This is a genomic window from Enterobacter sp. 296B2 (assembly GCF_034106185.1).
GTDB classification, from domain to species: domain Bacteria; phylum Pseudomonadota; class Gammaproteobacteria; order Enterobacterales; family Enterobacteriaceae; genus Enterobacter; species Enterobacter cloacae_N.
This window is the reverse complement of the sequence record NZ_JAWNCA010000006.1, coordinates 131,882-156,566: the sequence shown is the minus strand read 5'-3', so window position 1 is coordinate 156,566 and position 24,685 is coordinate 131,882. Positions and strand designations below refer to the sequence as shown.

Here is a 24,685-nt window from a genome sequence, read left to right as displayed (position 1 = left end):
CTCCAGGCCATTGTTTTGTCGTTCCTGATCCGGCGGTAAGCCGCCGGAACCTGAAAAAAGGGGACGATTTTAGCGATGCTTAGCTTAGTTGTCAGTTGTCAGAATCAGAAAAGTTTTTACGCGTTTTTACCTGATCCATGCTCTCAAGAATGCGGTGGTAATTGTCGAAGCGGGTCTCCGCAATCTCACCTTTCTCAACCGCTTCGCGGATAGCGCAGCCTGGATCGTTATCGTGTTTACAGTCGCGGTATTTGCAAGCGCCTAAATAATCATGGAATTCGACAAATCCATTAAAGATTTGTTCCGGCTCAAGATGCCATAAACCGAATTCACGCACGCCCGGGGAGTCGATGACATCGCCGCCGTGCGGGAAGTGATACAGACGCGAGGCGGTAGTGGTGTGCTGGCCCAGACCCGAGACGTCAGACACATCGTTGGTGAGGATCTCCTGCTGGAGGCCGAGCAGATTGTTCAACAGGCTCGATTTGCCTACGCCGGACTGGCCCGCAAAAATGCTGATGCGATCGGTAAGCGCCTCTTCCAGCGGTTTGAGGCCATCTTTAGTATGGCTGGAGACCATCAGGACGCGATAGCCAATCTTGCGATAGATATCCATCTGCTCATTAACGAAAGCCATGCCTTCGTCATCCAGCAGATCGATTTTGTTCAGCACGATAATCGGTTCAACCTGCAGCGTTTCGCACGCGACGAGGTATCGGTCGATAATATTGAGCGAAAGTTCAGGCAAAATCGCCGATACGATAACAATCTGGTTAATGTTGGCGGCAATCGGCTTCACCCCGTCGTAAAAATCGGGACGGGTTAACACGGACGTACGTTCATGAACCGCTTCAACGATACCTTTTACCGTAACGCCTTCCGCCGCCTCTTTACCCGGACGCCATACGACGCGGTCACCGGTCACCAGAGAACGAATGGTCCGGCGGATGTTGCAGCGGTGGATTTCACCATCGGCGGATTCCACGTCAGCGTGCATACCGAAACGGCTGATGACTACGCCTTCCGTTGGTTCGCCAAACAGGTTGTCGTCGTAATCGACCTTCTCCGAAGTGGTTTTAAGACGGCGCTGGTGATTGGCATTCACGCGGCGCTGCTGCCCTTTGGAGAGTTTATTTTTACTCAATCGCACTGGCTCCTGGTCGCCCGTAAGGGGCAAAACCTCTATGATACACTCTAATTAATACTAGTTAACCTGCTACTGCCGGTTATGCGAGAAGGGTGGAAAATAACATGAGCGCGGATGAAAACAACCTGATTTGGATCGATCTCGAAATGACCGGGCTGGATCCCGAGCGCGATCGCATTATTGAGATTGCAACCCTGGTCACCGATGCCAACCTGAATATCCTGGCCGAAGGGCCAACGATTGCGGTGCATCAGTCCGACGACCAGCTGGCGCTGATGGACGAGTGGAACGTGCGCACCCATACCGGAAGCGGGCTGGTGGAGCGCGTGAAGGCCAGCACGTTGGGTGACCGCGAGGCGGAACTGGCGACGCTCGAATTTCTGAAGCAGTGGGTGCCGGCGGGTAAATCGCCGATCTGCGGGAACAGCATCGGCCAGGATCGCCGTTTCCTGTTTAAGTATATGCCGGAGCTGGAGTCTTACTTTCACTACCGCTATCTGGATGTCAGTACCCTGAAAGAGCTGGCGCGTCGCTGGAAACCAGAAATCCTTGATGGCTTCAAAAAGCAAGGAACGCACCAGGCGATGGACGATATCCGCGAGTCTGTGGCGGAACTCGCGTACTACCGCGAAAACTTTATTAAGCTGTGATTTTGAGATCCGGCGCCTTGCGTGGCCGGGATTTTGTCGTTAAATTGTTCAGCTTGCCGATTAAATAAGCATTTGAACTGAATTTCGAAAAAATCACTTTCAGGGGGGTTGCAGCTAAAAGGATTTCTCGTATAATGCGCCTCCCGTAACGACAGAGAATTACACGTTACGACAGCAACAAAAGCAGTACAGATTTGCGGGAATAGCTCAGTTGGTAGAGCACGACCTTGCCAAGGTCGGGGTCGCGAGTTCGAGTCTCGTTTCCCGCTCCAAAATTTGAAAAGTGCTTCTCAAGCACGGACTGCCCAAGCGGGAATAGCTCAGTTGGTAGAGCACGACCTTGCCAAGGTCGGGGTCGCGAGTTCGAGTCTCGTTTCCCGCTCCAAAATTTGAAAGTGCTTCTAAAGCACGGACCACCCAAGCGGGAATAGCTCAGTTGGTAGAGCACGACCTTGCCAAGGTCGGGGTCGCGAGTTCGAGTCTCGTTTCCCGCTCCAAATTCTTCTTAATCTCTAAAATATCCACAGCGAAAAGACACGCTGGGGACGTTTTCTATTGCATCTGAAATACTCTTGTAAACAGAGTTATCCACAGAATTCGCGCTTTACCCAAACCGTACAGAAAGTTAGCAGGGTGAATAGTATCTTTGCAATCCATTGGATTTAATGGATAAATTTTCATTTCAAAATGTTAGCGAGATCACTTGACCTCTTCTCAAGTCCAGATGGCGCTTGAGTTTTTATTTTTATTCACAGGCTGTGAATATATCACGCATCCCGCGTGAGCCCTTTTTCAATCACCCTCACCAGCCGCTGTTTCTGAGGAAGCTGCACCTCGACCACGCAGGCATTGCGCTTCTCGATTTGCTGCGCAATCGCCCATTCTATGTGTTCATCAAGAAGTGGGTGCTCACCTCTACGACTTTCAAGCGCCTGAATATTTGCTTTATCCCACGGGGCATTGCCCAGCGCGACGGCCACGTTTCGCAGCCAGCGCAGGTGGCCGATACGCCGAATGGCGGAACCTTCCGTCACCTTCAGGAACCAGGCTTCGGTCCAGGCGAACAGTTCGATCAACTGGGGGGCATGTAACGCCTTGCGGGGACTGAAGTCTTCTTCATCCGTCAGCTGTGAATAGCGGTTCCACGGGCAGATCAGCTGGCAGTCGTCGCAGCCGTAGATGCGGTTACCGATAAGCGGTCGAAACTCTTCCGGGATCGCTCCTTCGAGCTCGATGGTGAGATAGGAAATGCAGCGGCGCGCATCAACAGTGTACGGCTCAACGATGGCGCCAGTCGGGCAGATGGTCATGCAGGCCACGCAGCGGCCACAGCCTTCCTCTACCGGGCCGTCTACCGGCAGGGGTAAATCAATCAGCAGTTCACCGAGGAAGAAGAACGATCCGGCGTCGCGGCTAAGGATAAGTGAGTGCTTACCTGTCCAGCCAAGCCCGGCTTTTTCGGCGATCGGACGCTCAAGAATAGGCGCGGAATCGACAAAGGGTCTAAAATTCAGCGAAACACAGTGCTGCTGAATAGTTTCCCCGAGTTTTTTTAAACGGTTACGCAGTAGCTTATGGTAATCACGCCCCAGGGCGTACCGGCTGACGTAACCCAGAGAGGGATTTTTTAGCGTGCGCGCAAAGGCCGCGTTGGCAGGCAGGTAGTTCATGCGCACGCTGATGACGCGCAATGTACCCGGTAAAAGCTCATGTGGACGGGCACGCATCATGCCGTGACGCGCCATCCACTCCATTTCGCCGTGGTATTGTTTGTCCAGCCAGGCCTGCAGTTTTGGCTCGCTGGCAGAGAGGTCGGTATCGGTAATGCCTACCTTCTGAAAGCCAAGCTCAGCACCCCACTGTTTTATTTTTTGCGCTAATTCATTGAGATCGAGGGGCTGTGACATGACGGACCATACGGTGAAGAAAAACCCCGCAAGTATACCACATTCCATCTGGCATGCGGATGACCTCCGGCGCGCCGAAAAAGAGGCCGCAGACAGCCTCGGCATTACCCTTTATGAACTGATGCAGCGCGCGGGAGAGGCGGCGTTTAATGTTGCTCGCGGCGCGTACCCGCAATCCACTCACTGGCTGATTTTGTGTGGGCACGGCAATAACGGCGGCGACGGCTACGTTGCTGCGCGTCTCGCGGTTGCGGCCGGTATCCGCATTACCTTGCTGGCGCTGGAAAGTGATAAGCCCCTGCCGGAAGAGGCCGGCGCGGCGCGGGAGGCATGGCTGAATGCAGGCGGCGTGATTCATGCCCCTGATATCGTCTGGCCGGAAGATGTTGATCTGATTGTTGATGGTCTGCTGGGGACCGGGCTACGCAGCGCGCCTCGCGAGAACATCGCCGCGCTTATTGAACACGCTAACGGGCACTCCGCGCCGGTAGTGGCGCTGGACATTCCGTCGGGCCTGATCGCGCAGACCGGCGCGACGCCTGGCGCCGTTATTCAGGCTGCGCACACCGTGACCTTTATCGCTCTGAAGCCGGGCTTGTTAACCGGAAAAGCCCGGGATGTGGTTGGCGTATTGCACCATAACGCCCTGGGGCTGGAGAGCTGGCTCGCAGGGCAGGAAACGCGCCTGTCGCGCTTTGATGCCTCGCAGCTAAAAGAGTGGCTTCCGCCGCGCCGCCCAACGTCCCATAAGGGCGACCACGGCAGGCTGGTGATTATTGGTGGCGATCGCGGTACGGCAGGTGCGGTTCGCATGGCCGGTGAGGCGGCACTGCGCAGCGGTGCCGGATTAGTGCGAGTACTCACTCGCATCGAGAACATTACGCCAATCATTACAGCTCGACCGGAACTGATGGTCCATGAGCTTACGCCCCAGACGCTTGAAGAAAGCCTCGAATGGGCGGATGTGGTGGTCATTGGTCCCGGTCTTGGACAGCAGGCATGGGGTAAACAGGCCCTGCAAAAGGTCGAAAATTTTCGTAAACCGATGCTGTGGGATGCCGACGCGCTTAACCTTCTGGCAATAAACCCGGATAAGCGTCACAATCGCATTCTGACGCCACACCCCGGCGAAGCCGCGCGCCTGCTTAACTGCAGCGTGGCAGAAATTGAAAGCGATCGCTTACTTTCTGCTCAGCGTCTGGTAAAACGTTACGGAGGTGTTGCCGTTTTGAAAGGGGCAGGAACCGTTGTCGCCAGTGACGAGACGCAGGGCATTATTGATGCCGGAAATGCGGGCATGGCGAGCGGCGGCATGGGCGATGTGCTTTCAGGCATCATTGGCGCATTGCTTGGACAGAAACTTCCCCTTTATGATGCAGCCTGTGCGGGCTGCGTGGCCCACGGCGCGGCAGCTGACAGGCTTGCTGCGCGAGAGGGTACACGCGGTATGCTGGCCACCGATCTCTTTTGCACGCTGCGGCGTGTTGTTAACCCGGATGTGATTGACGTAGAAAATGACTAATCGAGCGATTCCTTTACCTGATGAACAAGCCACTTTAGATCTCGGCAAGCGCGTGGCGCAGGCCTGTCAGGGGGCAACCGTCATTTATCTGTATGGTGATTTAGGTGCGGGTAAAACCACCTTCAGCCGGGGTTTTTTGCAGGCGTTAGGGCATAACGGGAATGTGAAAAGCCCAACCTACACGCTGGTCGAGCCGTACACCCTCGACAATCTTATGGTGTACCACTTTGATTTATATCGCCTTGCGGATCCTGAGGAGCTGGAATTTATGGGGATCCGTGATTATTTTGCCAACGACGCCATCTGCCTGGTGGAGTGGCCGCAACAAGGTGCGGGTGTGTTACCTGACCCGGATGTCGAAATTCACTTAGATTACCAGGCGCAAGGGCGTGAGGCTCGCATCAGTGCGGTTTCCTCATCAGGGTGTTCCTTACTGGCGCGTCTCGCCGGTTAAGAGTAGGGATGACGGGATGATTAGTCGCGTTAAAGGTTGGGTGTTGGCTGCGACGGTGCTGCTGTGCGCGCAGGCCGGGGCGGCAAGCCTTTCGGATATTCAGGTGTCAAACGGCGAAAGCCAGGCCCGGATCACGTTCAGCTTTATGGGTGACCCTGAATATGCGTTTTCACAGCCAGACAGCCGCAGCGTGGCGCTGGATATCAAACAGACTGGCGTGATCCAGGGGTTACCGCTGCGGTTCAGCGGTAACAACCTGGTGAAAAGTATCCGTTCGGGTACCCCGCAGGACAGCCAGTCGCTGCGTCTGGTGGTCGATCTGACCGAAAAGGGTAAAACGAAGGCGGTGAAGCAGCAAAACGGGGCGAACTATACGGTGGTCTTCACCATCAATGCCGATGTTCCGCCGCCTCCGCCGCCACCGGTTGTCGCGAAACGCGTGGAAGAGCCGGTCTATACGCCGCGCCCATCGGAACCTGCGCGTAATCCGTTTAAATCGCAGAACGATCGCATCACCGCGGCAACCAGCAGCAATACGGTAACGCGTCCGGCGTCCAGCGCGCGGCGTGCGGTCAGCGGTGATAAAGTGATTATCGCCATTGATGCCGGGCACGGTGGTCAGGACCCTGGTGCGATTGGCCCGGGCGGCACGCGAGAGAAAAATGTCACTATTGCAGTGGCCCGCAAGCTGCGGACGTTGTTAAACGACGATCCGATGTTTAAAGGCGTACTGACGCGCGACGGCGACTATTTTATCTCTGTGATGGGCCGCTCAGACGTGGCGCGTAAGCAAAACGCCAATTTCCTGGTCTCCATTCACGCGGATGCCGCACCGAACCGTAACGCGACGGGCGCCTCGGTATGGGTCCTGTCGAACCGTCGGGCGAACAGCGAAATGGCAAACTGGCTGGAAGAGCATGAGAAACAGTCTGAACTGTTAGGCGGCGCGGGTGATGTGCTGGCTAACAGCCAGTCTGACCCGTATCTAAGCCAGGCGGTGCTGGATTTACAGTTCGGTCATTCTCAGCGCGTCGGGTATGATGTCGCCACTAACGTATTGAATCAGCTGCAGGGCATCGGAGCATTGCATAAGCGTCGCCCGGAACATGCGAGCCTGGGCGTTCTGCGTTCGCCGGATATTCCGTCAATTTTGGTGGAGACGGGCTTTATCAGCAATAACAGCGAAGAGCGCCTGCTGGGCAGCGACAGCTACCAGCAGCAAATTGCCGAAGCGATATACAACGGTTTACGTAAATATTTTGAGGCGCATCCTCTGCAGTCCGCGCCGCAGGGCGGGGCAGCCCAGACGGCCAGCGCCGCGCAGCCGGGTGAGTTGACCGCCACAAATTAAGGAGAATTCATGCCGATTCAGGTTCTGCCGCCGCAGCTCGCGAACCAAATCGCCGCCGGTGAGGTGGTGGAACGCCCTGCGTCGGTAGTGAAAGAGCTGGTGGAAAACAGCCTCGATGCGGGCGCAACCCGCATTGATATTGATATTGAACGCGGCGGCGCGAAGCTTATCCGCATTCGCGACAACGGCTGCGGGATCAAAAAAGAGGAGCTGGCGCTGGCGCTGGCGCGTCATGCCACCAGTAAAATTGCCTCTCTGGATGACCTGGAAGCGATTATCAGCCTCGGTTTTCGCGGCGAAGCGCTGGCCAGTATCAGTTCGGTGTCTCGTTTAACGCTGACCTCCCGCACCGCTGAACAGCAGGAAGCCTGGCAGGCCTACGCTGAAGGGCGGGATATGGACGTGACGGTCAAACCCGCGGCGCACCCTGTCGGTACCACGCTGGAAGTTCTGGATCTGTTCTACAACACTCCCGCCCGCCGTAAGTTTATGCGTACCGAAAAAACCGAGTTCGGCCATATCGACGAGATCATCCGCCGAATTGCGCTCGCCCGTTTCGACGTCACCATCAACCTCAGCCATAACGGCAAGGTAATGCGCCAGTACCGCGCGGTGGCTGAAGGTGGGCAGAAAGAGCGACGTTTAGGGGCTATCTGCGGGACGCCGTTCCTGGAACAGGCGCTGGCTATCGAGTGGCAGCACGGCGATCTGGCTTTACGTGGCTGGGTGGCCGATCCGCATGCCAGCAGCGCGGCGTTCTCTGAAATTCAGTATTGCTACGTTAACGGCCGTATGATGCGCGACCGCCTCATTAACCACGCCATTCGCCAGGCCTGCGAAGATAAGCTCGGGGCAGATCAGCAACCTGCCTTTGTACTTTATCTGGAGATCGACCCGCATCAGGTGGATGTCAACGTCCATCCTGCCAAGCATGAGGTGCGGTTCCATCAGTCGCGTCTGGTACATGATTTTATCTACCAGGGCGTGCTGAGCGTACTGCAACAGCAGCTTGAACCCACACTGCCGCTGGAAAAAGAAGACTCCGCACCGCGCCCCATTCCGGAAAACCGTGTCGCTGCAGGTCGCAACCATTTTGCGGAGCCTGCCGTCGCGCGTGAACCGGACGCCCCGCGTTTCTCCTCAGCAGGGGTCGCACCGCGTCCGACGGGCGCGAACTACCCGAACGCTCAGCCCGGCTATCAAAAGCAGCAGGGGGCGCTGTACCGTAAACTGCTGGAAACGCCGGCAGTCGAGCGCAAAGAGCACGTTTCGGTGGCGACACCTTCCCTTGAAGGCCATAGCCAGAGTTTTGGCCGGGTGCTCACGATTATCGCACCGGATATGGCGCTGCTTGAGCGCGACGGCAAACTGCTGCTTCTGGCGCTGCCGGTTGCCGAACGCTGGCTCAAGCAGGCGCAGCTGACGCCGGGGGATAATGTGGCCTGTGCGCAGCCGCTGTTAATCCCGGTTCGCCTGAAAATATCCCCTGAAGAAACAAGGGTATTGCAGCATGCAGAGGCCCAGCTGGCGCAAATGGGCATTGAAATTGTGCTCGAACCACAACATGTGACAATTCGCGCAGTGCCTTTACCCTTACGCCAACAAAATTTACAAAACTTGATTCCTGAACTGATAGGCTACCTGGCGCAGCAGACATCGTTTGAGGCTGCCAACACCGCGCAGTGGATCGCCCGCCATCTGGCCAGCGAACATTCACCGTGGAGTATGGCGCAGGCGATTACCGTGCTTGCGGAGGTGGAACGCCTCTGCCCACAGCTGGTGAAAGCGCCGCCGGGTGGGTTATTACAACCTGTTGATTTAAAAACGGCGATGACCGCCCTGAAACATGACTGACGTAAGTAAGGCGAGCCTGCCAAAGGCAATTTTTTTAATGGGCCCAACGGCCTCGGGCAAAACGGCGTTAGCCATTGAGTTACGTAAAGTTTTGCCTGTAGAGTTGATTAGCGTTGATTCCGCCCTCATCTATCGAGGGATGGACATCGGCACGGCGAAGCCCGGCGCAGATGAACTGCGTGCGGCACCGCACCGTTTGCTGGATATTCTCGACCCGGCAGAGGCTTACTCCGCAGCGGATTTCCGCCGGGATGCCTTAGCCGAGATGGCCGAGATCACCGCCGCGGGGCGTATACCGCTGTTGGTTGGCGGAACCATGCTCTACTTCAAGGCGCTGCTTGAAGGGTTGTCTCCTTTACCTTCCGCGGACCCTGAGGTGAGAGCAAAGATTGAGCAGCAGGCTGCAGAGCAGGGATGGGACGTATTGCATAAGCAACTGGCGGAGGTTGACCCGGTTGCGGCAGCGCGGATCCATCCAAATGATCCGCAAAGGCTTTCCCGGGCACTGGAAGTTTTTTTCATTTCGGGTAAAACTTTAACGGAACTGACGCAAACGTCAGGAGACGCTCTGCCGTATCAGGTGCATCAGTTCGCCATCGCCCCGGCGAGCCGTGAACTGCTCCATCAACGAATTGAGCAGCGTTTTCATCAGATGTTGGCTTCAGATTTTGAAGCAGAAGTGCGGGCGCTATTTGCCCGTGGAGATTTGCATACGGATATGCCTTCCGTTCGTTGTGTGGGATACCGCCAGATGTGGTCGTATCTTGAAGGTGAGATTTCATACGATGAAATGGTTTATCGAGGTGTTTGCGCCACGAGACAGTTAGCGAAGCGCCAGATCACCTGGTTGCGCGGTTGGGAGGGAGTTCACTGGTTAGACAGTGAAAAACCGCAACAGGCGTTAAACGAGGTGATTGAGGTTGTTGGTGATATCGCCCACTGAATGTGTACAATTGAGACGTATCGTGCGCAATTTTTCAGAATCGCAAGGTTCTAAGTACAAAACAAGCATATAAGGAAAAGATAGAATGGCTAAGGGGCAATCTTTACAAGATCCGTTCCTGAACGCATTGCGTCGGGAACGTGTTCCAGTTTCTATTTATTTGGTGAATGGTATTAAGCTGCAAGGTCAGATTGAGTCTTTCGATCAGTTCGTGATCCTGTTGAAAAACACGGTCAGCCAGATGGTCTACAAGCACGCTATCTCTACTGTTGTTCCGTCCCGTCCGGTCTCTCATCACAGCAATAACGCTGGCGGCGGCACAGGCAGTAACTACCATCACGGCAGCAACGCGCAGGGTTCTTCAACGCCAGCGCAGGACAGCGACGAGACCGAATAAGGTTTCAGCTGTTATCCACACGGGGAGCCAGGGATCCTGCGTTCCCCGCTGATCTTTTTAGAGAGGTTTACGCTTGTTTGACCGTTATGATGCCGGTGAGCAGGCGGTGCTGGTACACATCTATTTTTCGCAAGACAAAGATATGGAAGACCTCCAGGAGTTTGAATCTCTGGTCTCTTCCGCCGGTGTCGAAGCAATGCAGGTGATTACCGGTAGCCGTAAAGCGCCGCACCCAAAGTATTTTGTTGGTGAAGGTAAAGCAGTAGAAATTGCGGATGCCGTAAAAGCAACCGGCGCGTCAGTCGTGTTGTTTGATCATGCGCTGTCTCCAGCCCAGGAGCGCAACCTGGAAGCTCTCTGCGAATGCCGTGTTATCGATCGCACGGGATTGATTTTAGATATTTTTGCTCAGCGTGCACGAACCCACGAGGGGAAACTGCAGGTTGAGCTGGCGCAGTTGCGCCATCTGGCGACGCGTCTGGTGCGTGGCTGGACCCACCTTGAAAGACAAAAAGGCGGGATTGGTTTGCGCGGTCCGGGTGAAACCCAGCTCGAAACCGACCGCCGTTTGCTGCGTGGCCGTATTACCCAGATCCTCTCACGTCTGGAACGTGTAGAGAAACAGCGTGAACAGGGGCGTCGGGCGCGAACCAAAGCCGACATCCCAACGGTGTCGCTGGTGGGCTATACCAACGCCGGTAAATCCACCCTGTTTAACCAGATAACCGAGGCCCAGGTGTATGCCGCAGACCAGCTGTTTGCGACCCTGGACCCGACGCTGCGCCGCATTGACGTTGCAGACGTGGGTGAAACAGTGCTGGCGGATACCGTAGGGTTTATCCGCCATCTGCCGCACGATCTGGTGGCGGCGTTTAAGGCGACGTTGCAGGAGACGCGTCAGGCGACCCTGCTGCTGCACGTGATTGATGCGGCTGACGTACGCGTGCAGGAGAACATCGACGCGGTGAACGTGGTGCTGGAAGAAATTGACGCCCACGAAATTCCCACGCTGTTGGTGATGAATAAGATCGATATGCTGGAGGATTTCGAACCGCGTATCGACCGAGATGAAGAGAACAAACCGATTCGGGTCTGGCTTTCTGCTCAGGCCGGTATTGGTGTGCCACTGCTTTTCCAGGCTTTGACAGAACGTCTTTCCGGTGAGGTAGCTCAGCACACGCTGCGACTGCCGCCACAGGAAGGCAGGCTGCGCAGCCGGTTTTATCAGCTTCAGGCGATAGAAAAAGAGTGGATGGAGGATGACGGCAGCGTGGGGATGCAGGTGCGTATGCCGATCGTTGACTGGCGTCGCCTCTGTAAACAAGAACCTGCGCTGGCGGACTATATCGTCTGATCAGAAAGGGGAAGCCTGAAAAATTCGCCCTTGCATAACAAATATGGAGCATATACATGGCGTGGAATCAGCCCGGTAATAACGGACAAGACCGCGACCCGTGGGGAAGCAGCAATAATCAAGGCGGCAACTCTGGGGGAAATGGCAACAAAGGTGGTCGCGAGCAGGGGCCGCCGGATCTGGATGATATCTTCCGCAAGCTGAGCAAAAAGCTTGGTGGCCTTGGCGGAGGAAAAGGTTCAGGCTCGGGTGGCAGTTCCAGCCAGGGACCTCGCCCGCAATTAGGTGGCCGCCTGGTGGGCATCGTTGCTGCCGGGCTGGTGATCGTCTGGGCAGCCAGCGGGTTCTACACCATTAAAGAAGCAGAACGCGGCGTGGTCACCCGTTTCGGTAAGTTCAGCCATCTGGTTGAGCCGGGCCTGAACTGGAAACCGACCTTCATTGACGACGTTACTGCAGTCAACGTGGAGTCCGTCCGTGAACTGGCCGCCTCCGGCGTGATGCTGACCTCTGACGAAAACGTGGTGCGCGTCGAGATGAACGTGCAGTACCGCGTGACCGATCCTGAGCGTTATCTGTTTAGCGTGACCAGCGCCGATGACAGTCTGCGTCAGGCGACCGACAGCGCCCTGCGTGGTGTAATCGGCAAATACACGATGGACCGCATCCTGACCGAAGGTCGTACCGTTATTCGTAGCGATACCCAGCGCGAGCTGGAGGAGACGATTCGTCCGTACAACATGGGTATCACCCTGCTGGACGTCAACTTCCAGGCTGCGCGTCCGCCGGAAGAGGTGAAGGCCGCGTTTGATGATGCGATTGCCGCCCGTGAAAACGAACAGCAGTACATCCGCGAAGCAGAGGCGTACACCAACGAAGTGCAGCCGCGTGCTAACGGTCAGGCGCAGCGTATTCTGGAAGAGGCGCGTGCGTATAAGACCCAGACCATCCTGGAAGCTCAGGGTGAAGTGGCTCGTTTTGCGCGCATCCTGCCGGAATACAAAGCCGCGCCGGAAATTACCCGCGAGCGTCTGTATATCGAGACCATGGAAAAAGTGCTGAGCCACACCCGCAAAGTGTTGGTTAACGACAGCAAAGGTGGAAACCTGATGGTTCTGCCGCTGGATCAGATGCTGAAAGGCGGTTCTGCGCCGGCAGCGAAAGACACCAGCGGAGCGAACAACCTGCTGCGTCTGCCGCCAGCCTCATCAGGCAGCTCCAGCGCGAACACAACGCCTTCTTCGAACGATGGTGACATTATGGACCAACGCCGTGCTAACGCGCAGCGTAACGACTACCAGCGTCAGGGGGAATAAGGATGCGTAAGTCAGTTATTGCGATCGTCGTCATCGTACTGGTCGTGCTGTATACCTCGATCTTTGTGGTGAAAGAGGGCGAGCGTGGGATCAAATTCCAGTTCAGCAGCGTCGTGCGTGACAGTGACAAACGTCCGGTGATTTACGAGCCGGGTCTGCACTTCAAGGTGCCGTTTATTCAGTCAGTGAAAACGCTGGATGCGCGTATCCAGACCATGGATAACCAGGCTGACCGTTTCGTGACCAAAGAGAAGAAAGACCTGATCGTTGATTCTTATATCAAATGGCGCATCAGCGATTTCAGCCGCTACTTCCTGGCAACGGGCGGTGGTGACGTTTCTCAGGCGGAAGTGCTGCTGAAACGTAAGTTCTCTGACCGTCTGCGTTCTGAGATTGGTCGTCTGGATGTGAAAGACATCGTGACCGACTCCCGTGGTCGTCTGACGCTGGAAGTACGCGATGCGCTGAACTCCGGTACTGCGGGCACGGAAGACGAAGTGGAAACGCCAGCAGCGGATGACGCGATTGCTAAAGCCGCTGAACGCGTTCAGGCTGAAACCAACGGTAAAGTTCCGGTGATCAACCCGAACAGTATGGCAGCGCTGGGTATCGAAGTGGTTGACGTGCGTATCAAGCAGATCAACCTGCCAGCTGAAGTGTCCGAGGCGATCTACAACCGTATGCGCGCCGAGCGTGAAGCGGTAGCCCGTCGTCACCGTTCACAGGGCCAGGAAGAGGCCGAAAAACTGCGTGCGGCAGCGGACTATGAAGTGACCAAGACGCTGGCGGAATCTGAGCGTCAGGGCCGTATCCTGCGCGGTGAAGGCGATGCGGAAGCCGCGAAGCTGTTCGCCGATGCCTTCAGCCAGGATCCAGACTTCTACGCCTTTATCCGTAGCCTGCGCGCGTACGAGAATAGCTTCAAGAGCAACCAGGATGTGATGGTGCTCAGCCCGGACAGCGATTTCTTCCGTTATATGAAGACGCCGACCAACGCAACGCGATAAACTCAGCTCGTTTGAGTATTCAAACCACCGCTCCCAACGGAGCGGTGGTTTTCTTTTATAAGGATGAAAAATGAATTCAACGATCTGGCTTGCGCTGGCCCTGGTTCTGGTGCTGGAAGGCCTCGGTCCGATGCTCTATCCGCGCGCATGGCGTCGTATGATCGCGACCATGAGCCAGCTGCCGGATAATATCTTGCGTCGTTTCGGCGGCGGTCTTGTGGTTGCCGGTATCGTTATCTACTACATGTTGAGGAAAACGATTGGCTGATCAAAAACTAGCCGCAATTGGCATATTTTAGGGTCAAAAAGTGCTGTATATCTGAAAAAGCGATGGTAGAATCCATTTTTAAGCAAACGGTGATTTTGAAAAAAATGGGTAACAACGTCGTCGTACTGGGCACCCAATGGGGTGACGAAGGTAAAGGGAAGATTGTTGATCTTCTGACTGAACGGGCTAAATATGTTGTACGCTACCAGGGCGGTCACAACGCAGGCCATACTCTCGTAATCAACGGTGAAAAAACCGTCCTCCATCTTATTCCATCAGGCATTCTTCGCGATAACGTCACCAGCATCATCGGTAACGGCGTTGTGCTTTCTCCTGCTGCGCTGATGAAAGAGATGAAAGGTCTGGAAGACCGTGGTATCCCTGTTCGTGAGCGTCTGCTGCTCTCCGAAGCCTGCCCGCTGATCCTGGACTATCACGTGGCGCTGGACGTAGCACGTGAAAAAGCGCGCGGCGCGAAAGCAATCGGCACCACCGGTCGTGGTATCGGCCCGGCTTACGAAGATAAAGTTGCACGTCGCGGTCTGCGCGTGGGCGACCTCTTCGACAAAGCGACCTTCGCTGAAAAACTGAAAGAAGTGATGGAATATCACAACTTCCAGCTGGTGAACTTCTACAAAGCTGACGCTGTTGACTACCAGAAAGTGCTGGATGACGTCATGGCGATTGCAGACATTCTGACCGGTATGGTTGTTGATGTATCCGATCTGCTGGACCAGGCGCGCAAGCGTGGCGATTTCGTCATGTTCGAAGGTGCGCAGGGTACGCTGCTTGACATCGACCACGGTACCTACCCGTACGTAACCTCCTCTAACACCACCGCGGGTGGCGTGGCGACCGGCTCCGGCCTGGGTCCACGTTATGTGGATTACGTTCTGGGTATCATCAAAGCGTACTCCACTCGCGTGGGTGCGGGTCCATTCCCGACCGAACTGTTTGATGAAACCGGCGAGTTCCTGTGCAAGCAGGGTAACGAGTTTGGCGCGACTACCGGTCGTCGTCGTCGTACCGGCTGGCTGGATGCGGTTGCAGTGCGTCGTGCAGTGCAGATCAACTCCTTGTCTGGCTTCTGCCTGACCAAGCTGGACGTGTTGGACGGCCTCAAAGAAGTGAAAATCTGCGTAGGCTACCGTATGCCAGATGGCCGTGAAGTGACCACCACTCCGCTGGCCGCTGACGACTGGGAAGGCATCGAGCCAATCTACGAAACCATGCCGGGCTGGTCTGAGACCACCTTCGGTGTGAAAGAGCGTAGCGGCCTGCCGCAGGCAGCGCTGGATTACATCAAGCGCATCGAAGAACTGACCGAAGTGCCGATCGATATTATTTCTACCGGCCCGGATCGTACTGAAACGATGATTCTGCGCGACCCGTTCGACGCATAATCTTCGTGACTGCTGGCCTGCGGGGAGACCCGCAGGCCGGATAAGCGTAGCGCCAACCGGCGACCGCTCCTGGATCTCCGCTTTTTCGCCCCGTCTGTCAAATAAATTAGCCCCTAACTATCTGGCTGGTTTATCATCATTAATGAATATCTCAGCGGTTTGACCGCGTTTTCCCTTTTTCCTGAGGTTGATGTGCAGTTAACAAGTTTCACCGATTACGGCTTACGCGCGCTGATTTACATGGCGTCGTTACCCGAAGGGAAGATGACCAGTATCTCTGAAGTGACAGAGGTATACGGTGTATCCCGTAATCATATGGTCAAAATAATCAATCAACTTAGCCGTGCCGGATACGTTGCTGCCGTCCGCGGGAAGAATGGAGGGATCCGTCTTGGTAAACCGGCACAGAGTATTCGTATCGGGGATGTGGTACGCGAGCTGGAGCCCTTGTCTCTGGTGAACTGCAGCAGCGAGTTCTGCCACATTACGCCCGCTTGCCGCCTGAAACAGGCGCTTTCTAAGGCCGTGCAAAGTTTTCTCAAGGAACTGGATAACTACACGCTGGCCGATTTGGTTGAAGAGAATCAACCGCTTTATAAATTATTGCTGGTGGAATGAAGAAAATTTCCACCGGAGCTGACAACGGAGGAACCGACATGTCACAAGATCCTTTCCAGGAACGCGAAGCCGAAAAATACGCGAATCCTATTCCCAGCCGCGAGTTCATCATTGAACACTTAACAAAACGCGAAAAACCCGCCAATCGTGAAGAACTTGCCGTTGAATTAAATATTGAAGGTGAAGAGCAAATTGAAGCCCTTCGCCGCCGCCTGCGCGCCATGGAGCGCGACGGGCAGTTGGTCTTTACCCGCCGCCAGTGCTACGCGCTGCCTGAACGCCTCGACCTGCTGAAAGGCACCGTGATTGGTCACCGTGACGGCTTTGGCTTCCTGCGAGTGGAAGGCCGTAAAGACGATCTGTATCTCTCATCCGAACAGATGAAAATGTGTATCCACGGCGACCAGATCCTGGCGCAGCCGCTGGGTGCCGACCGTAAAGGCCGCCGCGAGGCGCGCGTGGTTCGCGTGCTGGTGCCGAAAACCAGCCAGATTGTGGGCCGCTACTTTACCGATGCGGGCGTGGGTTTTGTTGTGCCGGACGACAGCCGTCTGAGCTTCGATATTCTGATCCCACCTGAAGAGGTGATGGGCGCGCGCATGGGCTTTGTGGTGGTGGTGGAACTTACCCAGCGCCCAACCCGTCGCACCAAAGCGGTCGGGAAAATCGTCGAAGTGCTGGGCGATAACATGGGCACCGGCATGGCCGTCGATATGGCGCTGCGCACGCATGAGATCCCGTACGTCTGGCCGAAAGCGGTCGAGGAGCAGATTGAAAACCTGCGTGAAGAAGTGCCGGAAGAGTCCAAAGCGGGCCGTGTGGATCTGCGCTCCCTGCCGCTGGTCACCATTGATGGTGAAGATGCCCGCGACTTCGATGACGCCGTCTACTGCGAGAAAAAACGCGGCGGCGGCTGGCGTCTGTGGGTGGCGATTGCTGACGTAAGCTACTACGTTCGTCCGCACACGCCGCTGGATAACGAAGCGCGCAGCCGCGGTACGTCGGTCTACTTCCCGTCTCAGGTTGTACCGATGCTGCCGGAAGTGCTCTCAAACGGCCTGTGTTCCCTGAACCCGCAGGTTGACCGCCTATGTATGGTTTGCGAGATGACTATCTCCACCAAAGGGCGCTTAACGGGCTACAAATTCTACGAAGCGGTGATGAGCTCGCACGCGCGTCTGACCTATACCAAGGTCTGGCATATGCTGCAGGGCGACCAGGATCTTCGCGAGCAGTACGCGCCGCTGGTTAAGCACATCGAAGAGCTGCATAACCTCTACAAAACGCTGGATCAGGCGCGCGAAGAGCGCGGCGGGATCTCCTTTGAGAGCGAAGAAGCGAAGTTTATCTTCAATGCGGAACGCCGCATTGAGCGTATCGAGCAGACCCAGCGTAACGATGCGCACAAGCTGATCGAAGAGTGTATGATTCTGGCGAACATCTCGGCGGCGAGATTTGTTGAGAAAGCCAAAGAGCCTGCGCTGTTCCGTATCCACGATAAGCCGTCGACGGAAGCCATCACCGCGTTCCGCTCCGTGCTGGCTGAACTGGGTCTGGAGCTGCCTGGCGGTAACAAGCCAGAGCCGCGTGATTACGCCGAGCTGCTGGAGTCCATTGGCGACCGTCCTGACGCAGAAATGCTGCAGACGATGCTGCTGCGCTCTATGAAGCAGGCTATTTACGATCCGGAAAACCGGGGGCACTTCGGCCTGGCGCTGCAGTCTTACGCGCACTTTACCTCGCCGATCCGCCGCTATCCTGACCTGTCCCTGCACCGTGCGATCAAGTATCTGCTGGCGCAGGAGCAGGGTCATAAAGGGAACACCACCGAAACCGGCGGGTATCACTATTCGATGGAAGAGATGCTGCAGCTGGGCCAGCACTGTTCCATGACCGAACGCCGTGCTGATGAAGCCACGCGTGACGTTGCGGACTGGCTGAAGTGTGACTTTATGCTGGACCAGGTGGGCAACGTCTTTAAAGGCGTGATTGCCAGCGTTACCGGCTTTGGTTTCTTCGTTCGTCTGGATGAGCTGTTCATCGACGGCCTGGTGCACGTCTCCAGCCTGGATAACGACTACTACCGCTTCGACCAGGTCGGCCAGCGCCTGATTGGCGAATCTGGCGGCCAGACCTATCGTCTGGGCGACCGTGTGGAAGTGAAGGTTGAAGCCGTGAATATGGACGACCGTAAAATCGACTTCAGCCTGATCTCCAGCGAGCGCGCGCCGCGTAACGTCGGTAAAACCGAGCGTGAAAGGGCGAAAAAGGGCGGCAACGGTAAAGCGAGCGGTAAACGTCGCCAGGCAGGCAAAAAGGTAAACTTCGAGCCGGACAGCGCGTTCCGCGGCGAGAAGAAACAGAAGCCGAAGGCGGCGAAGAAAGAAGCCCGTTCAGCTAAAAAGCCTTCCGCGAAAACGCAGAAAATTGCTGCCGCCACCAAAGCGAAGCGCGCGGCCAAGAAAAAGCAGGCGGAGTAATTCTCCCCTCACCCTGACCCTCTCCCCAACCGGGAGAGGGGAAATACTTATTACGAGAACCATCAATGAGTGAAATGATTTACGGCATCCACGCGGTGCAGGCCCTTCTCGAGCGCGCACCGGAGCGTTTTCAGGAAGTCTTTATTCTGAAAGGGCGTGAAGATAAGCGTCTGATGCCGCTGATCCACGCGCTGGAAGCGCAGGGCGTGGTGATCCAGCTGGCTAACCGCCAGTTCCTGGATGAGAAAAGCGAAGGCGCGGTTCACCAGGGAATCATTGCCCGCGTGAAGCCTGGCCGTCAGTATCAGGAAAATGATCTGCCGGATTTGATTGCCGGGCTGGATAACCCGTTCTTCCTGATCCTCGATGGCGTAACCGATCCGCATAACCTCGGCGCGTGCCTGCGCAGCGCCGATGCGGCGGGCGTGCACGCGGTGATCGTGCCGAAAGATCGCTCCGCGCAGCTGAACGCGACTGCGAAGAAAGTGGCCTGCGGCGCGGCGGAAAACGTTCCGCTGATCCGCGTGACCAACCTGGCGCGCACCATGCGTATGCTGCAGGAAGAGAACATCTGGATCGTCGGTACCGCCGGTGAAGCGGATCATACTCTGTACCAGAGCAAAATGACCGGCCGTCTGGCGCTGGTTATGGGAGCGGAAGGCGAAGGCATGCGTCGTCTGACCCGCGAACACTGCGACGAGCTGATTAGTATCCCGATGGCGGGCAGCGTGTCGTCTCTGAACGTTTCCGTTGCGACGGGCATCTGCCTGTTTGAAGCGGTGCGCCAGCGGGGAGCATAAACAGCAAGGCCGTCCACAGGACGGCCTTTTGTGTTTTCTCCCTCTCCCCGTGGGAGAGGGCCGGGGTGAGGCACCAGACGGTGACAAACTCACTCTTCTAGCGACCGCAAATGGTCATCCTTCCTCAGCGTCATCAGCGCGAAAATACTCACTACCGCCGTCGCCATCACGTAATACGCCGGAATATCCAGGTTGCCCGTCTGCTTAATCAGCCCGGTAATGATTAGCCCTGCACATCCCGAGAAAATTGCGTTCGACAAAGAGTAGGCCAGCCCCAGCCCCGTATAGCGCACGCGAGTCGGGAACATCTCAGATAGCATTGCCGGGCCCGGCCCCGCCAGCATGCCCACCAGACCGCCCGCAATGAGTACCACACCAGCCTTCACCGCCAGCGTGCTCGACTCCGCCTGAAGAATTTTCAGCAGCGGCAGGGCGAGGATCAGCAGCAGCGCGGTAGCGATAATCATCACCGTGCGGCGGCCAATCCTGTCGCTCAGGATCCCGGCCGGGATAATCGTCAGCGCAAAGCCAATATTTGAAATCACCGCGATCAGCAGCGCCTGGTTAAAGCCGGTGTGCAGCGCTGACTGCAGGTAGGTTGGCATAATTACCAGATAGGTATATCCCGCCGCGGACCAGACCATCACGCGCCCAATGCCCATCAGGATGGTTTTGAGCGTGGCGGAAGTGCTGGCCTGAGCAGCAGCCGGTTTTTCCTGCTGCTGCACAAAGCTCGGCGTCTCTTCCATACTCACCCGCAGCCATAGCGCGACCGCACCCATCGGCAGGGCAAGGAAGAACGGAATGCGCCAGCCCCAGTCATGCAGGTCTTCAGGGGTAAGAACGGCAGAGAGCAGCGCGACAATACCAGCGCCCGCTAACAGCCCGAGCGCTACGGTAAAGGACTGCCACGCGCCGTACAGGCCGCGCTTGCCGCGCGGGGCGAACTCGGTCATCAGCGAGACCGCACCACCGTACTCGCCGCCCGCGAACAGCCCCTGCAGGATGCGCAGCAGCGTAATGATTAACGGCGCAGCAATGCCGATACTGGCGTAGACGGGCACGATGCCGATGGCCGTGGTGGCGAGCGTCATCAGCACCAGCACAATAATCAGCGTCGGTTTTCGCCCAATCCTGTCGCCAATACGGCCAAATATCACCGCACCCAGCGGACGGAAGAAGAAGGCGATGGCAAACGAGGCCCAGGTGAGGATCAGACTGGTCAGTCCCGCCTCTCCCTCAAGCTGGAAGAAGTTCTTCGCAATCACGGTCGCCAGAAAACCGTAGACCGCAAACTCATACCACTCGATGAAGTTACCAATGGAGCCTGCAATTAATGCACGCTTGTGCGCATCCTGTTGCATAACGATCCTCACAAAGACGGGTTAAGAATAAATTATTCAACATAAGCTGGGTAATGAAATAGTTTATTCTTATGTTCTGTGAGCTATTTCACGAATGATATCAGCGGGATCACCACCGTGTGACCTCACTCCCATGCAGCGTGCACGCGGTCTGTCCATACTTACCTTCATTGCCACTGAAGGAGGGAGACAGCATGCACTGGCAGACCCATACCGTTTTTAATCAACCTGCCCCACTCTCTAACAGCAACCTTTTCCTTTCAGACTGCGCCCTGCGTGATGCGGTGGCGCGTGAAGGGGCCGAGTGGGATATAGAACTCCTCGCCAGCATTGGTCAGCAGTTGGGTACGGCGGAATCGCTGGAGCTGGGCAGGCTCGCGAACGTGAATCCACCGGAGCTATTACGCTACGACGCCACCGGAGAGCGGCTGGATGACGTTCGCTTTCACCCCGCGTGGCACCTGCTGATGCAGGGGCTCTGCGCCAACCGGGTACATAATCTGGCATGGGAAGAGGAGGCGCGAAAAGGCTCTTTTATCGCCAGGGCCGCGCGCTTCGTGCTCCATGCTCAGGTAGAAGCGGGGACGTTATGCCCGGTGACCATGACCTTTGCCGCCACGCCGCTGTTGCAGCAGTCGCTGCCCAAACCGTTTCATGGCTGGTTAACGCCGCTGATGAGCGATCGCTACGATCCCCATCTCGCGCCGGGTGGGCAAAAGCGCGGCCTGCTGATCGGCATGGGGATGACGGAAAAGCAGGGCGGCTCGGACGTGCTCAGCAACACCACCAGAGCGGAAAAATGCAGCGACGGCAGCTACCGGCTGGTGGGGCATAAATGGTTTTTCTCCGTACCACAAAGCGATGCGCATCTGGTGCTGGCCCAGGCGAAAGGCGGCCTTTCCTGCTTTTTTGTTCCGCGTTTCTTGCCCGACGGACAGCGCAACGCCGTGCGCCTTGAGCGTCTGAAAGAGAAGCTTGGCAACCGCTCCAACGCCAGCAGTGAGGCGGAGTTCCTCGACGCTTCCGGCTGGCTGCTGGGGGAAGAGGGCGAAGGGGTACGGCAGATCCTCAAAATGGGCGGTCTGACGCGCTTTGACTGCGCCCTGGGCAGCCACGGGCTAATGCGCCGGGCGTTATCCGTGGCGCTGTACCATGCCCATCAGCGTCAGACCTTCGGCAAAAACCTTATCGATCAGCCGTTAATGCGCGAAGCGTTAAGCCGCATGGCGCTGGTGCTGGAGGGGCAAACGGCGCTGTTGTTCCGCCTGGCCAGGGCGTGGGATAACCGTACCGATCCGCAGGAGGCCGCCTGGGCAAGGCTTTTTACCCCGGCTGCAAAATTTAGCGTGTGCAAAGCGGGCATTCCGTTTGTCGCGGAGGCGATGGAGGTGTTGGGCGGCGTAGGGTATTGCGAGGAGAGTGAACTTCCGCGCCTGTATCGCGAGATGCCGGTGAACAGCATCTGGGAAGGATCGGGAAATATCATGTGCCTGGACGTGCTGCGCGTGCTGGCGAAGCAGCCAGGGATCCACGACCTGCTTGCCGATGAGTTTGCCCAGGTGAAAGGACAGGACCGACACTTTGACCGCAGCTGGCGGCAGCTTCAGCAAAAGCTGCGTAAACCGCAGGAGGCACAGGGGAGGGAGATCGCGCGGCAGCTCTTTTTGCTGGGCGCCGGAAGCCAGATGCTGCGGCACGCATCGCCGCCCGTGGCGCAGGCGTGGTGCCGCATGATGCTGGATACCCGTGGCGGTACGCTGATGAGCGAGCAGGTGCAAAGCGATCTGCTGCTGCGCGCCACGGGCAGGGTTGGCTAGCGTTTAAGCTGGAACAGGCTGACCAGTTGGGTAAGGTGTGACCCTTTCTCGCGCAGCGTGCGTGCGGTTTGCTCGCTGCGTGAGATGCGATCGGCGTTGATATGCGACGCTTCGCCAATGTGGGTCATCGCAAGATTGACCTGGCCGATCCCCGCGGACTGCTCGCGTGACGCATGGTTAATCTCCGTGACCAGCTGGCTGATGTTGTCGATATGAACGATGATGGAATCCATCGCCAGACGCGTCTGTTCAGACAGCGCGTGGCCTTCGCCCACTTTCCGTAGCGTATCGCCAATCAGCTGTTCAATCTCCTTCACCGCGTTAGCGCTGCGTCCTGCCAGGGCGCGAACTTCCTGCGCGACCACCGCAAACCCTTTTCCGTGCTCCCCTGCGCGTGCTGCTTCAACCGCCGCATTCAGCGCCAGAATATTGGTCTGGAACGCGATGGACTCGATTACGCGCGTGATGTCTTCGATGCGTTTTGATGCTTCGCGAATGTCGTCCATCGTGGCAACCGCATGGGTTACCGTTTCACCACCCTGATGAACCGCGCGTGAGGTTTCACCTACCAGCTGCTGCGTTTGCTCCATGTTGGCGGCATTTTGCTGCACGGTCGCGGCCAGTTGCTCCATGCTGGCGGAGGTTTCTTCCACGCTGCTGGCCTGCTTGTTGATCTGCTCGGAGATGTCTCCGGTATCGGAGGCCAGCGCATTGGTACCCAGATGTATCTCGCCCGCGGCTTCACGGACCTGCAGGACAATTTTTTGTAGCCCATCGCCAATACCGTTGATGGCATCGACCAGCTGGCCAACCTCATCCTGACGAGTGACGGGCAGGCTGGAGCGCAAATCGCCAGCGGCATACTGGCGGGCCAGGTCAATCACGTTACGCAGCGGACGGGTCAGCATCCGGCGAATAAGCACTACAAACAGGCCCGCGAAGAGGACTGACAACGCTACGCCGGCCAGTAGGAAACGGTCGCGCATGGCGTTAACGCTCGCGAGCAGGACTGATTTATCCACTTCACCGACGATGGTCCAGTTCCAGCCGGGCAGCGGCGTATAGGCCATTTTCAGCGTGCGGCCGTCGTCGCTTACGCGTTCCAGCGTACCTGAGGAATCGCTCAGCAGCTGCTGTTGGGTGGCGCTATCCCACTTCGGCTGTTTTCCCTCTTCGCTGGCATGGAACAGATACTGACCGCGCGTTTTGCCGTTGCTGCGGTCCAGCACAAAGAAGTGCCCGCTCTCGCCCAGGCGGCGGTTAAGGATTTTCTCGCGCATGACGTTCCAGGAGTGAGTGATATCCACCCCAACGAAGATGATCCCAATGACCTGGCCTTCACTATCCTTAACGGGCTGGTACTGGGTGATGTAGCGTTTGCCAAACAGGAGCGCCAGGCCGCGGTAGACTTCACCTTTGCTGACGGCGGCAAACGCCGGGCTGCTCGCGTCCAGAACGGTTCCCATGGCGCGATCGCCGTTCTCTTTGCGCAGGGAAGTGGCAACGCGAATGAAGTCGTTACCGCTGCGAACAAACAGCGTGGAGATTGCTCCTGTACGACTCAGAAAGTCATCAGAAAATGTCGTGTTTTCATGGAGTTCAGCGTCGCCCCCTTTCAGCAGGGGAACGGTGAGCCCGTTAATGGTCCGGGTCTGATTAGTATCGACGCTAAACGGCTGAGGCAGAAATGTCGTAAACAGTCTGGTATAGCTTTCGACTTCCTCGCTCAGGCTGGTATTAAACATCTGCACCATGTCGACCATACCGGTGGACTGATTATGCAGATCTTCTACCGCGAGGGCTTCAAGCTGCTGGCTGGCTTTTTGGCTGAGCAGGAAAGTGAAAAGCAGAAACAGCGTGGCGACACTGACGCCCGTCAGCAGCGACAGCTTTGTTCCAAGGCCCGCACGGCGGAAAAAATTGATCATAAATTGCTCATCATTGAAAAGGTATGGTTCTTCAACGGCAGAGCGGAGATTACGTTTACTGAATTAATGTAACAAAATGTTATTTTATTGTTTTTGAGTGGTTTT

Annotated in this window: 20 protein-coding genes and 3 tRNA genes; 19 read left to right on the top strand and 4 right to left on the bottom strand. The window is 56.5% G+C overall.

The features are described 5' to 3' along the window. Positions 1-91 precede the first annotated feature (91 nt). Positions 92-1,144 carry a small ribosomal subunit biogenesis GTPase RsgA gene (gene rsgA, locus URZ40_RS06995; protein ID WP_204320753.1) on the bottom strand — a complete coding sequence of 351 codons (1,053 nt, stop codon included), beginning with the start codon at positions 1,142-1,144 and terminating at the stop codon, positions 92-94. A gap of 107 nt (positions 1,145-1,251) precedes the next feature. On the opposite strand from rsgA, the gene orn reads away from it, so the two are divergent. The 4 genes from orn to URZ40_RS06975 all read left to right on the top strand — a co-directional run bounded on the left by orn (position 1,252) and on the right by URZ40_RS06975 (position 2,294). Beyond that, positions 1,252-1,797, top strand: coding sequence for an oligoribonuclease (gene orn, locus URZ40_RS06990; protein WP_028015247.1), 546 nt, complete (start codon positions 1,252-1,254; stop codon positions 1,795-1,797). A gap of 196 nt (positions 1,798-1,993) precedes the next feature. Continuing rightward, a tRNA-Gly gene (locus tag URZ40_RS06985) sits at positions 1,994-2,069 on the top strand. A gap of 37 nt (positions 2,070-2,106) precedes the next feature. After that, positions 2,107-2,182: transfer RNA gene (locus tag URZ40_RS06980), tRNA-Gly, on the top strand. Positions 2,183-2,218: 36 nt separating this feature from the next. Further along, positions 2,219-2,294 (top strand) — tRNA-Gly (locus URZ40_RS06975). A 270-nt stretch (positions 2,295-2,564) separates the two neighbouring features. Here URZ40_RS06975 and queG read toward each other — a convergent pair. Then, positions 2,565-3,704, bottom strand: a complete 1,140-nt coding sequence (gene queG / locus URZ40_RS06970) for a tRNA epoxyqueuosine(34) reductase QueG (protein WP_320720137.1) — start codon at positions 3,702-3,704, stop codon at positions 2,565-2,567. On the opposite strand from queG, the gene nnr reads away from it, so the two are divergent. The 14 genes from nnr to rlmB all read left to right on the top strand — a co-directional run bounded on the left by nnr (position 3,703) and on the right by rlmB (position 19,471). Further along, a complete protein-coding gene (gene nnr, locus URZ40_RS06965) occupies positions 3,703-5,226 on the top strand; it encodes a bifunctional ADP-dependent NAD(P)H-hydrate dehydratase/NAD(P)H-hydrate epimerase (RefSeq protein WP_320720136.1) in 1,524 nt (507 codons plus the stop codon). The genes queG and nnr overlap by 2 nt on opposite strands. After that, complete coding sequence (gene tsaE, locus URZ40_RS06960) at positions 5,219-5,680, top strand: tRNA (adenosine(37)-N6)-threonylcarbamoyltransferase complex ATPase subunit type 1 TsaE (RefSeq protein WP_028015250.1); 462 nt, start codon at positions 5,219-5,221, stop codon at positions 5,678-5,680. Before nnr ends, tsaE begins: the two co-directional genes overlap by 8 nt. A 16-nt stretch (positions 5,681-5,696) precedes the next feature. Further along, positions 5,697-7,031, top strand: coding sequence for an N-acetylmuramoyl-L-alanine amidase AmiB (gene amiB, locus URZ40_RS06955; RefSeq protein ID WP_116343617.1), 1,335 nt, complete (start codon positions 5,697-5,699; stop codon positions 7,029-7,031). A gap of 9 nt (positions 7,032-7,040) precedes the next feature. Next, positions 7,041-8,885: a DNA mismatch repair endonuclease MutL gene (gene mutL, locus URZ40_RS06950; protein WP_320720134.1), complete on the top strand. Its 1,845-nt coding sequence runs from the start codon at positions 7,041-7,043 to the stop codon at positions 8,883-8,885. Continuing rightward, positions 8,878-9,828 (top strand): tRNA (adenosine(37)-N6)-dimethylallyltransferase MiaA, encoded by a 951-nt coding sequence (gene miaA, locus URZ40_RS06945; protein WP_116343615.1) that lies wholly within the window; start codon positions 8,878-8,880, stop codon positions 9,826-9,828. The genes mutL and miaA overlap by 8 nt, the downstream gene beginning before the upstream one ends. 85 nt (positions 9,829-9,913) lie before the next feature. Further along, positions 9,914-10,225, top strand: coding sequence for an RNA chaperone Hfq (hfq, locus tag URZ40_RS06940; protein WP_008502919.1), 312 nt, complete (start codon positions 9,914-9,916; stop codon positions 10,223-10,225). Between the two features lie 73 nt (positions 10,226-10,298). After that, entirely contained in the window at positions 10,299-11,579 is a 1,281-nt protein-coding gene (gene hflX, locus URZ40_RS06935) for a ribosome rescue GTPase HflX (RefSeq protein ID WP_023331851.1), read from the top strand. A 56-nt stretch (positions 11,580-11,635) separates the two neighbouring features. Further along, positions 11,636-12,895: an FtsH protease activity modulator HflK gene (hflK, locus tag URZ40_RS06930; protein ID WP_028015254.1), complete on the top strand. Its 1,260-nt coding sequence runs from the start codon at positions 11,636-11,638 to the stop codon at positions 12,893-12,895. A gap of 2 nt (positions 12,896-12,897) precedes the next feature. Continuing rightward, positions 12,898-13,902: a protease modulator HflC gene (gene hflC / locus URZ40_RS06925; RefSeq protein ID WP_061099477.1), complete on the top strand. Its 1,005-nt coding sequence runs from the start codon at positions 12,898-12,900 to the stop codon at positions 13,900-13,902. 70 nt (positions 13,903-13,972) lie between these two features. Further along, positions 13,973-14,170: a DUF2065 domain-containing protein gene (locus URZ40_RS06920; RefSeq protein WP_003855996.1), complete on the top strand. Its 198-nt coding sequence runs from the start codon at positions 13,973-13,975 to the stop codon at positions 14,168-14,170. A 104-nt stretch (positions 14,171-14,274) separates the two neighbouring features. Next, positions 14,275-15,573, top strand: a complete 1,299-nt coding sequence (locus tag URZ40_RS06915) for an adenylosuccinate synthase (RefSeq protein WP_024907332.1) — start codon at positions 14,275-14,277, stop codon at positions 15,571-15,573. Positions 15,574-15,765: 192 nt separating this feature from the next. Beyond that, positions 15,766-16,191 (top strand): nitric oxide-sensing transcriptional repressor NsrR, encoded by a 426-nt coding sequence (nsrR, locus tag URZ40_RS06910; RefSeq protein WP_061099476.1) that lies wholly within the window; start codon positions 15,766-15,768, stop codon positions 16,189-16,191. A 38-nt stretch (positions 16,192-16,229) separates the two neighbouring features. Continuing rightward, positions 16,230-18,671 carry a ribonuclease R gene (gene rnr, locus URZ40_RS06905; RefSeq protein ID WP_163330671.1) on the top strand — a complete coding sequence of 814 codons (2,442 nt, stop codon included), beginning with the start codon at positions 16,230-16,232 and terminating at the stop codon, positions 18,669-18,671. A 65-nt stretch (positions 18,672-18,736) separates the two neighbouring features. Continuing rightward, positions 18,737-19,471: a 23S rRNA (guanosine(2251)-2'-O)-methyltransferase RlmB gene (gene rlmB / locus URZ40_RS06900; RefSeq protein WP_116343612.1), complete on the top strand. Its 735-nt coding sequence runs from the start codon at positions 18,737-18,739 to the stop codon at positions 19,469-19,471. An 89-nt stretch (positions 19,472-19,560) separates the two neighbouring features. Here the strand turns inward: rlmB and URZ40_RS06895 are convergent, their stop codons facing one another. Beyond that, positions 19,561-20,835 (bottom strand): MFS transporter, encoded by a 1,275-nt coding sequence (locus tag URZ40_RS06895; RefSeq protein ID WP_320720133.1) that lies wholly within the window; start codon positions 20,833-20,835, stop codon positions 19,561-19,563. Between the two features lie 194 nt (positions 20,836-21,029). Between URZ40_RS06895 and URZ40_RS06890 the strand changes: the two genes are divergently transcribed. Beyond that, on the top strand, positions 21,030-22,652 hold the full coding sequence (locus tag URZ40_RS06890) for an isovaleryl-CoA dehydrogenase (RefSeq protein WP_320720131.1): 1,623 nt from the start codon (positions 21,030-21,032) through the stop codon (positions 22,650-22,652). On the opposite strand, the gene URZ40_RS06885 is transcribed toward URZ40_RS06890, so the two are convergent. Then, on the bottom strand, positions 22,649-24,580 hold the full coding sequence (locus tag URZ40_RS06885; protein WP_166709862.1) for a methyl-accepting chemotaxis protein: 1,932 nt from the start codon (positions 24,578-24,580) through the stop codon (positions 22,649-22,651). The genes URZ40_RS06890 and URZ40_RS06885 overlap by 4 nt on opposite strands. Positions 24,581-24,685 lie beyond the last annotated feature (105 nt).

Bases quoted from the DNA above. Each gene is read 5' to 3' on its own strand.
- orn (WP_028015247.1), top strand. From the start codon at position 1,252: ATGAGCGCGGATGAAAACAACCTGATTTGGATCGATCTCGAAATGACC.
- nnr (WP_320720136.1), top strand. From the start codon at position 3,703: ATGACGGACCATACGGTGAAGAAAAACCCCGCAAGTATACCACATTCC.
- queG (WP_320720137.1), bottom strand. From the start codon at position 3,704: ATGTCACAGCCCCTCGATCTCAATGAATTAGCGCAAAAAATAAAACAG.
- tsaE (WP_028015250.1), top strand. From the start codon at position 5,219: ATGACTAATCGAGCGATTCCTTTACCTGATGAACAAGCCACTTTAGAT.
- amiB (WP_116343617.1), top strand. From the start codon at position 5,697: ATGATTAGTCGCGTTAAAGGTTGGGTGTTGGCTGCGACGGTGCTGCTG.
- mutL (WP_320720134.1), top strand. From the start codon at position 7,041: ATGCCGATTCAGGTTCTGCCGCCGCAGCTCGCGAACCAAATCGCCGCC.
- miaA (WP_116343615.1), top strand. From the start codon at position 8,878: ATGACTGACGTAAGTAAGGCGAGCCTGCCAAAGGCAATTTTTTTAATG.
- hfq (WP_008502919.1), top strand. From the start codon at position 9,914: ATGGCTAAGGGGCAATCTTTACAAGATCCGTTCCTGAACGCATTGCGT.
- hflK (WP_028015254.1), top strand. From the start codon at position 11,636: ATGGCGTGGAATCAGCCCGGTAATAACGGACAAGACCGCGACCCGTGG.
- hflC (WP_061099477.1), top strand. From the start codon at position 12,898: ATGCGTAAGTCAGTTATTGCGATCGTCGTCATCGTACTGGTCGTGCTG.
- URZ40_RS06920 (WP_003855996.1), top strand. From the start codon at position 13,973: ATGAATTCAACGATCTGGCTTGCGCTGGCCCTGGTTCTGGTGCTGGAA.
- URZ40_RS06915 (WP_024907332.1), top strand. From the start codon at position 14,275: ATGGGTAACAACGTCGTCGTACTGGGCACCCAATGGGGTGACGAAGGT.
- rnr (WP_163330671.1), top strand. From the start codon at position 16,230: ATGTCACAAGATCCTTTCCAGGAACGCGAAGCCGAAAAATACGCGAAT.
- rlmB (WP_116343612.1), top strand. From the start codon at position 18,737: ATGAGTGAAATGATTTACGGCATCCACGCGGTGCAGGCCCTTCTCGAG.
- URZ40_RS06895 (WP_320720133.1), bottom strand. From the start codon at position 20,835: ATGCAACAGGATGCGCACAAGCGTGCATTAATTGCAGGCTCCATTGGT.
- URZ40_RS06890 (WP_320720131.1), top strand. From the start codon at position 21,030: ATGCACTGGCAGACCCATACCGTTTTTAATCAACCTGCCCCACTCTCT.
- URZ40_RS06885 (WP_166709862.1), bottom strand. From the start codon at position 24,580: ATGATCAATTTTTTCCGCCGTGCGGGCCTTGGAACAAAGCTGTCGCTG.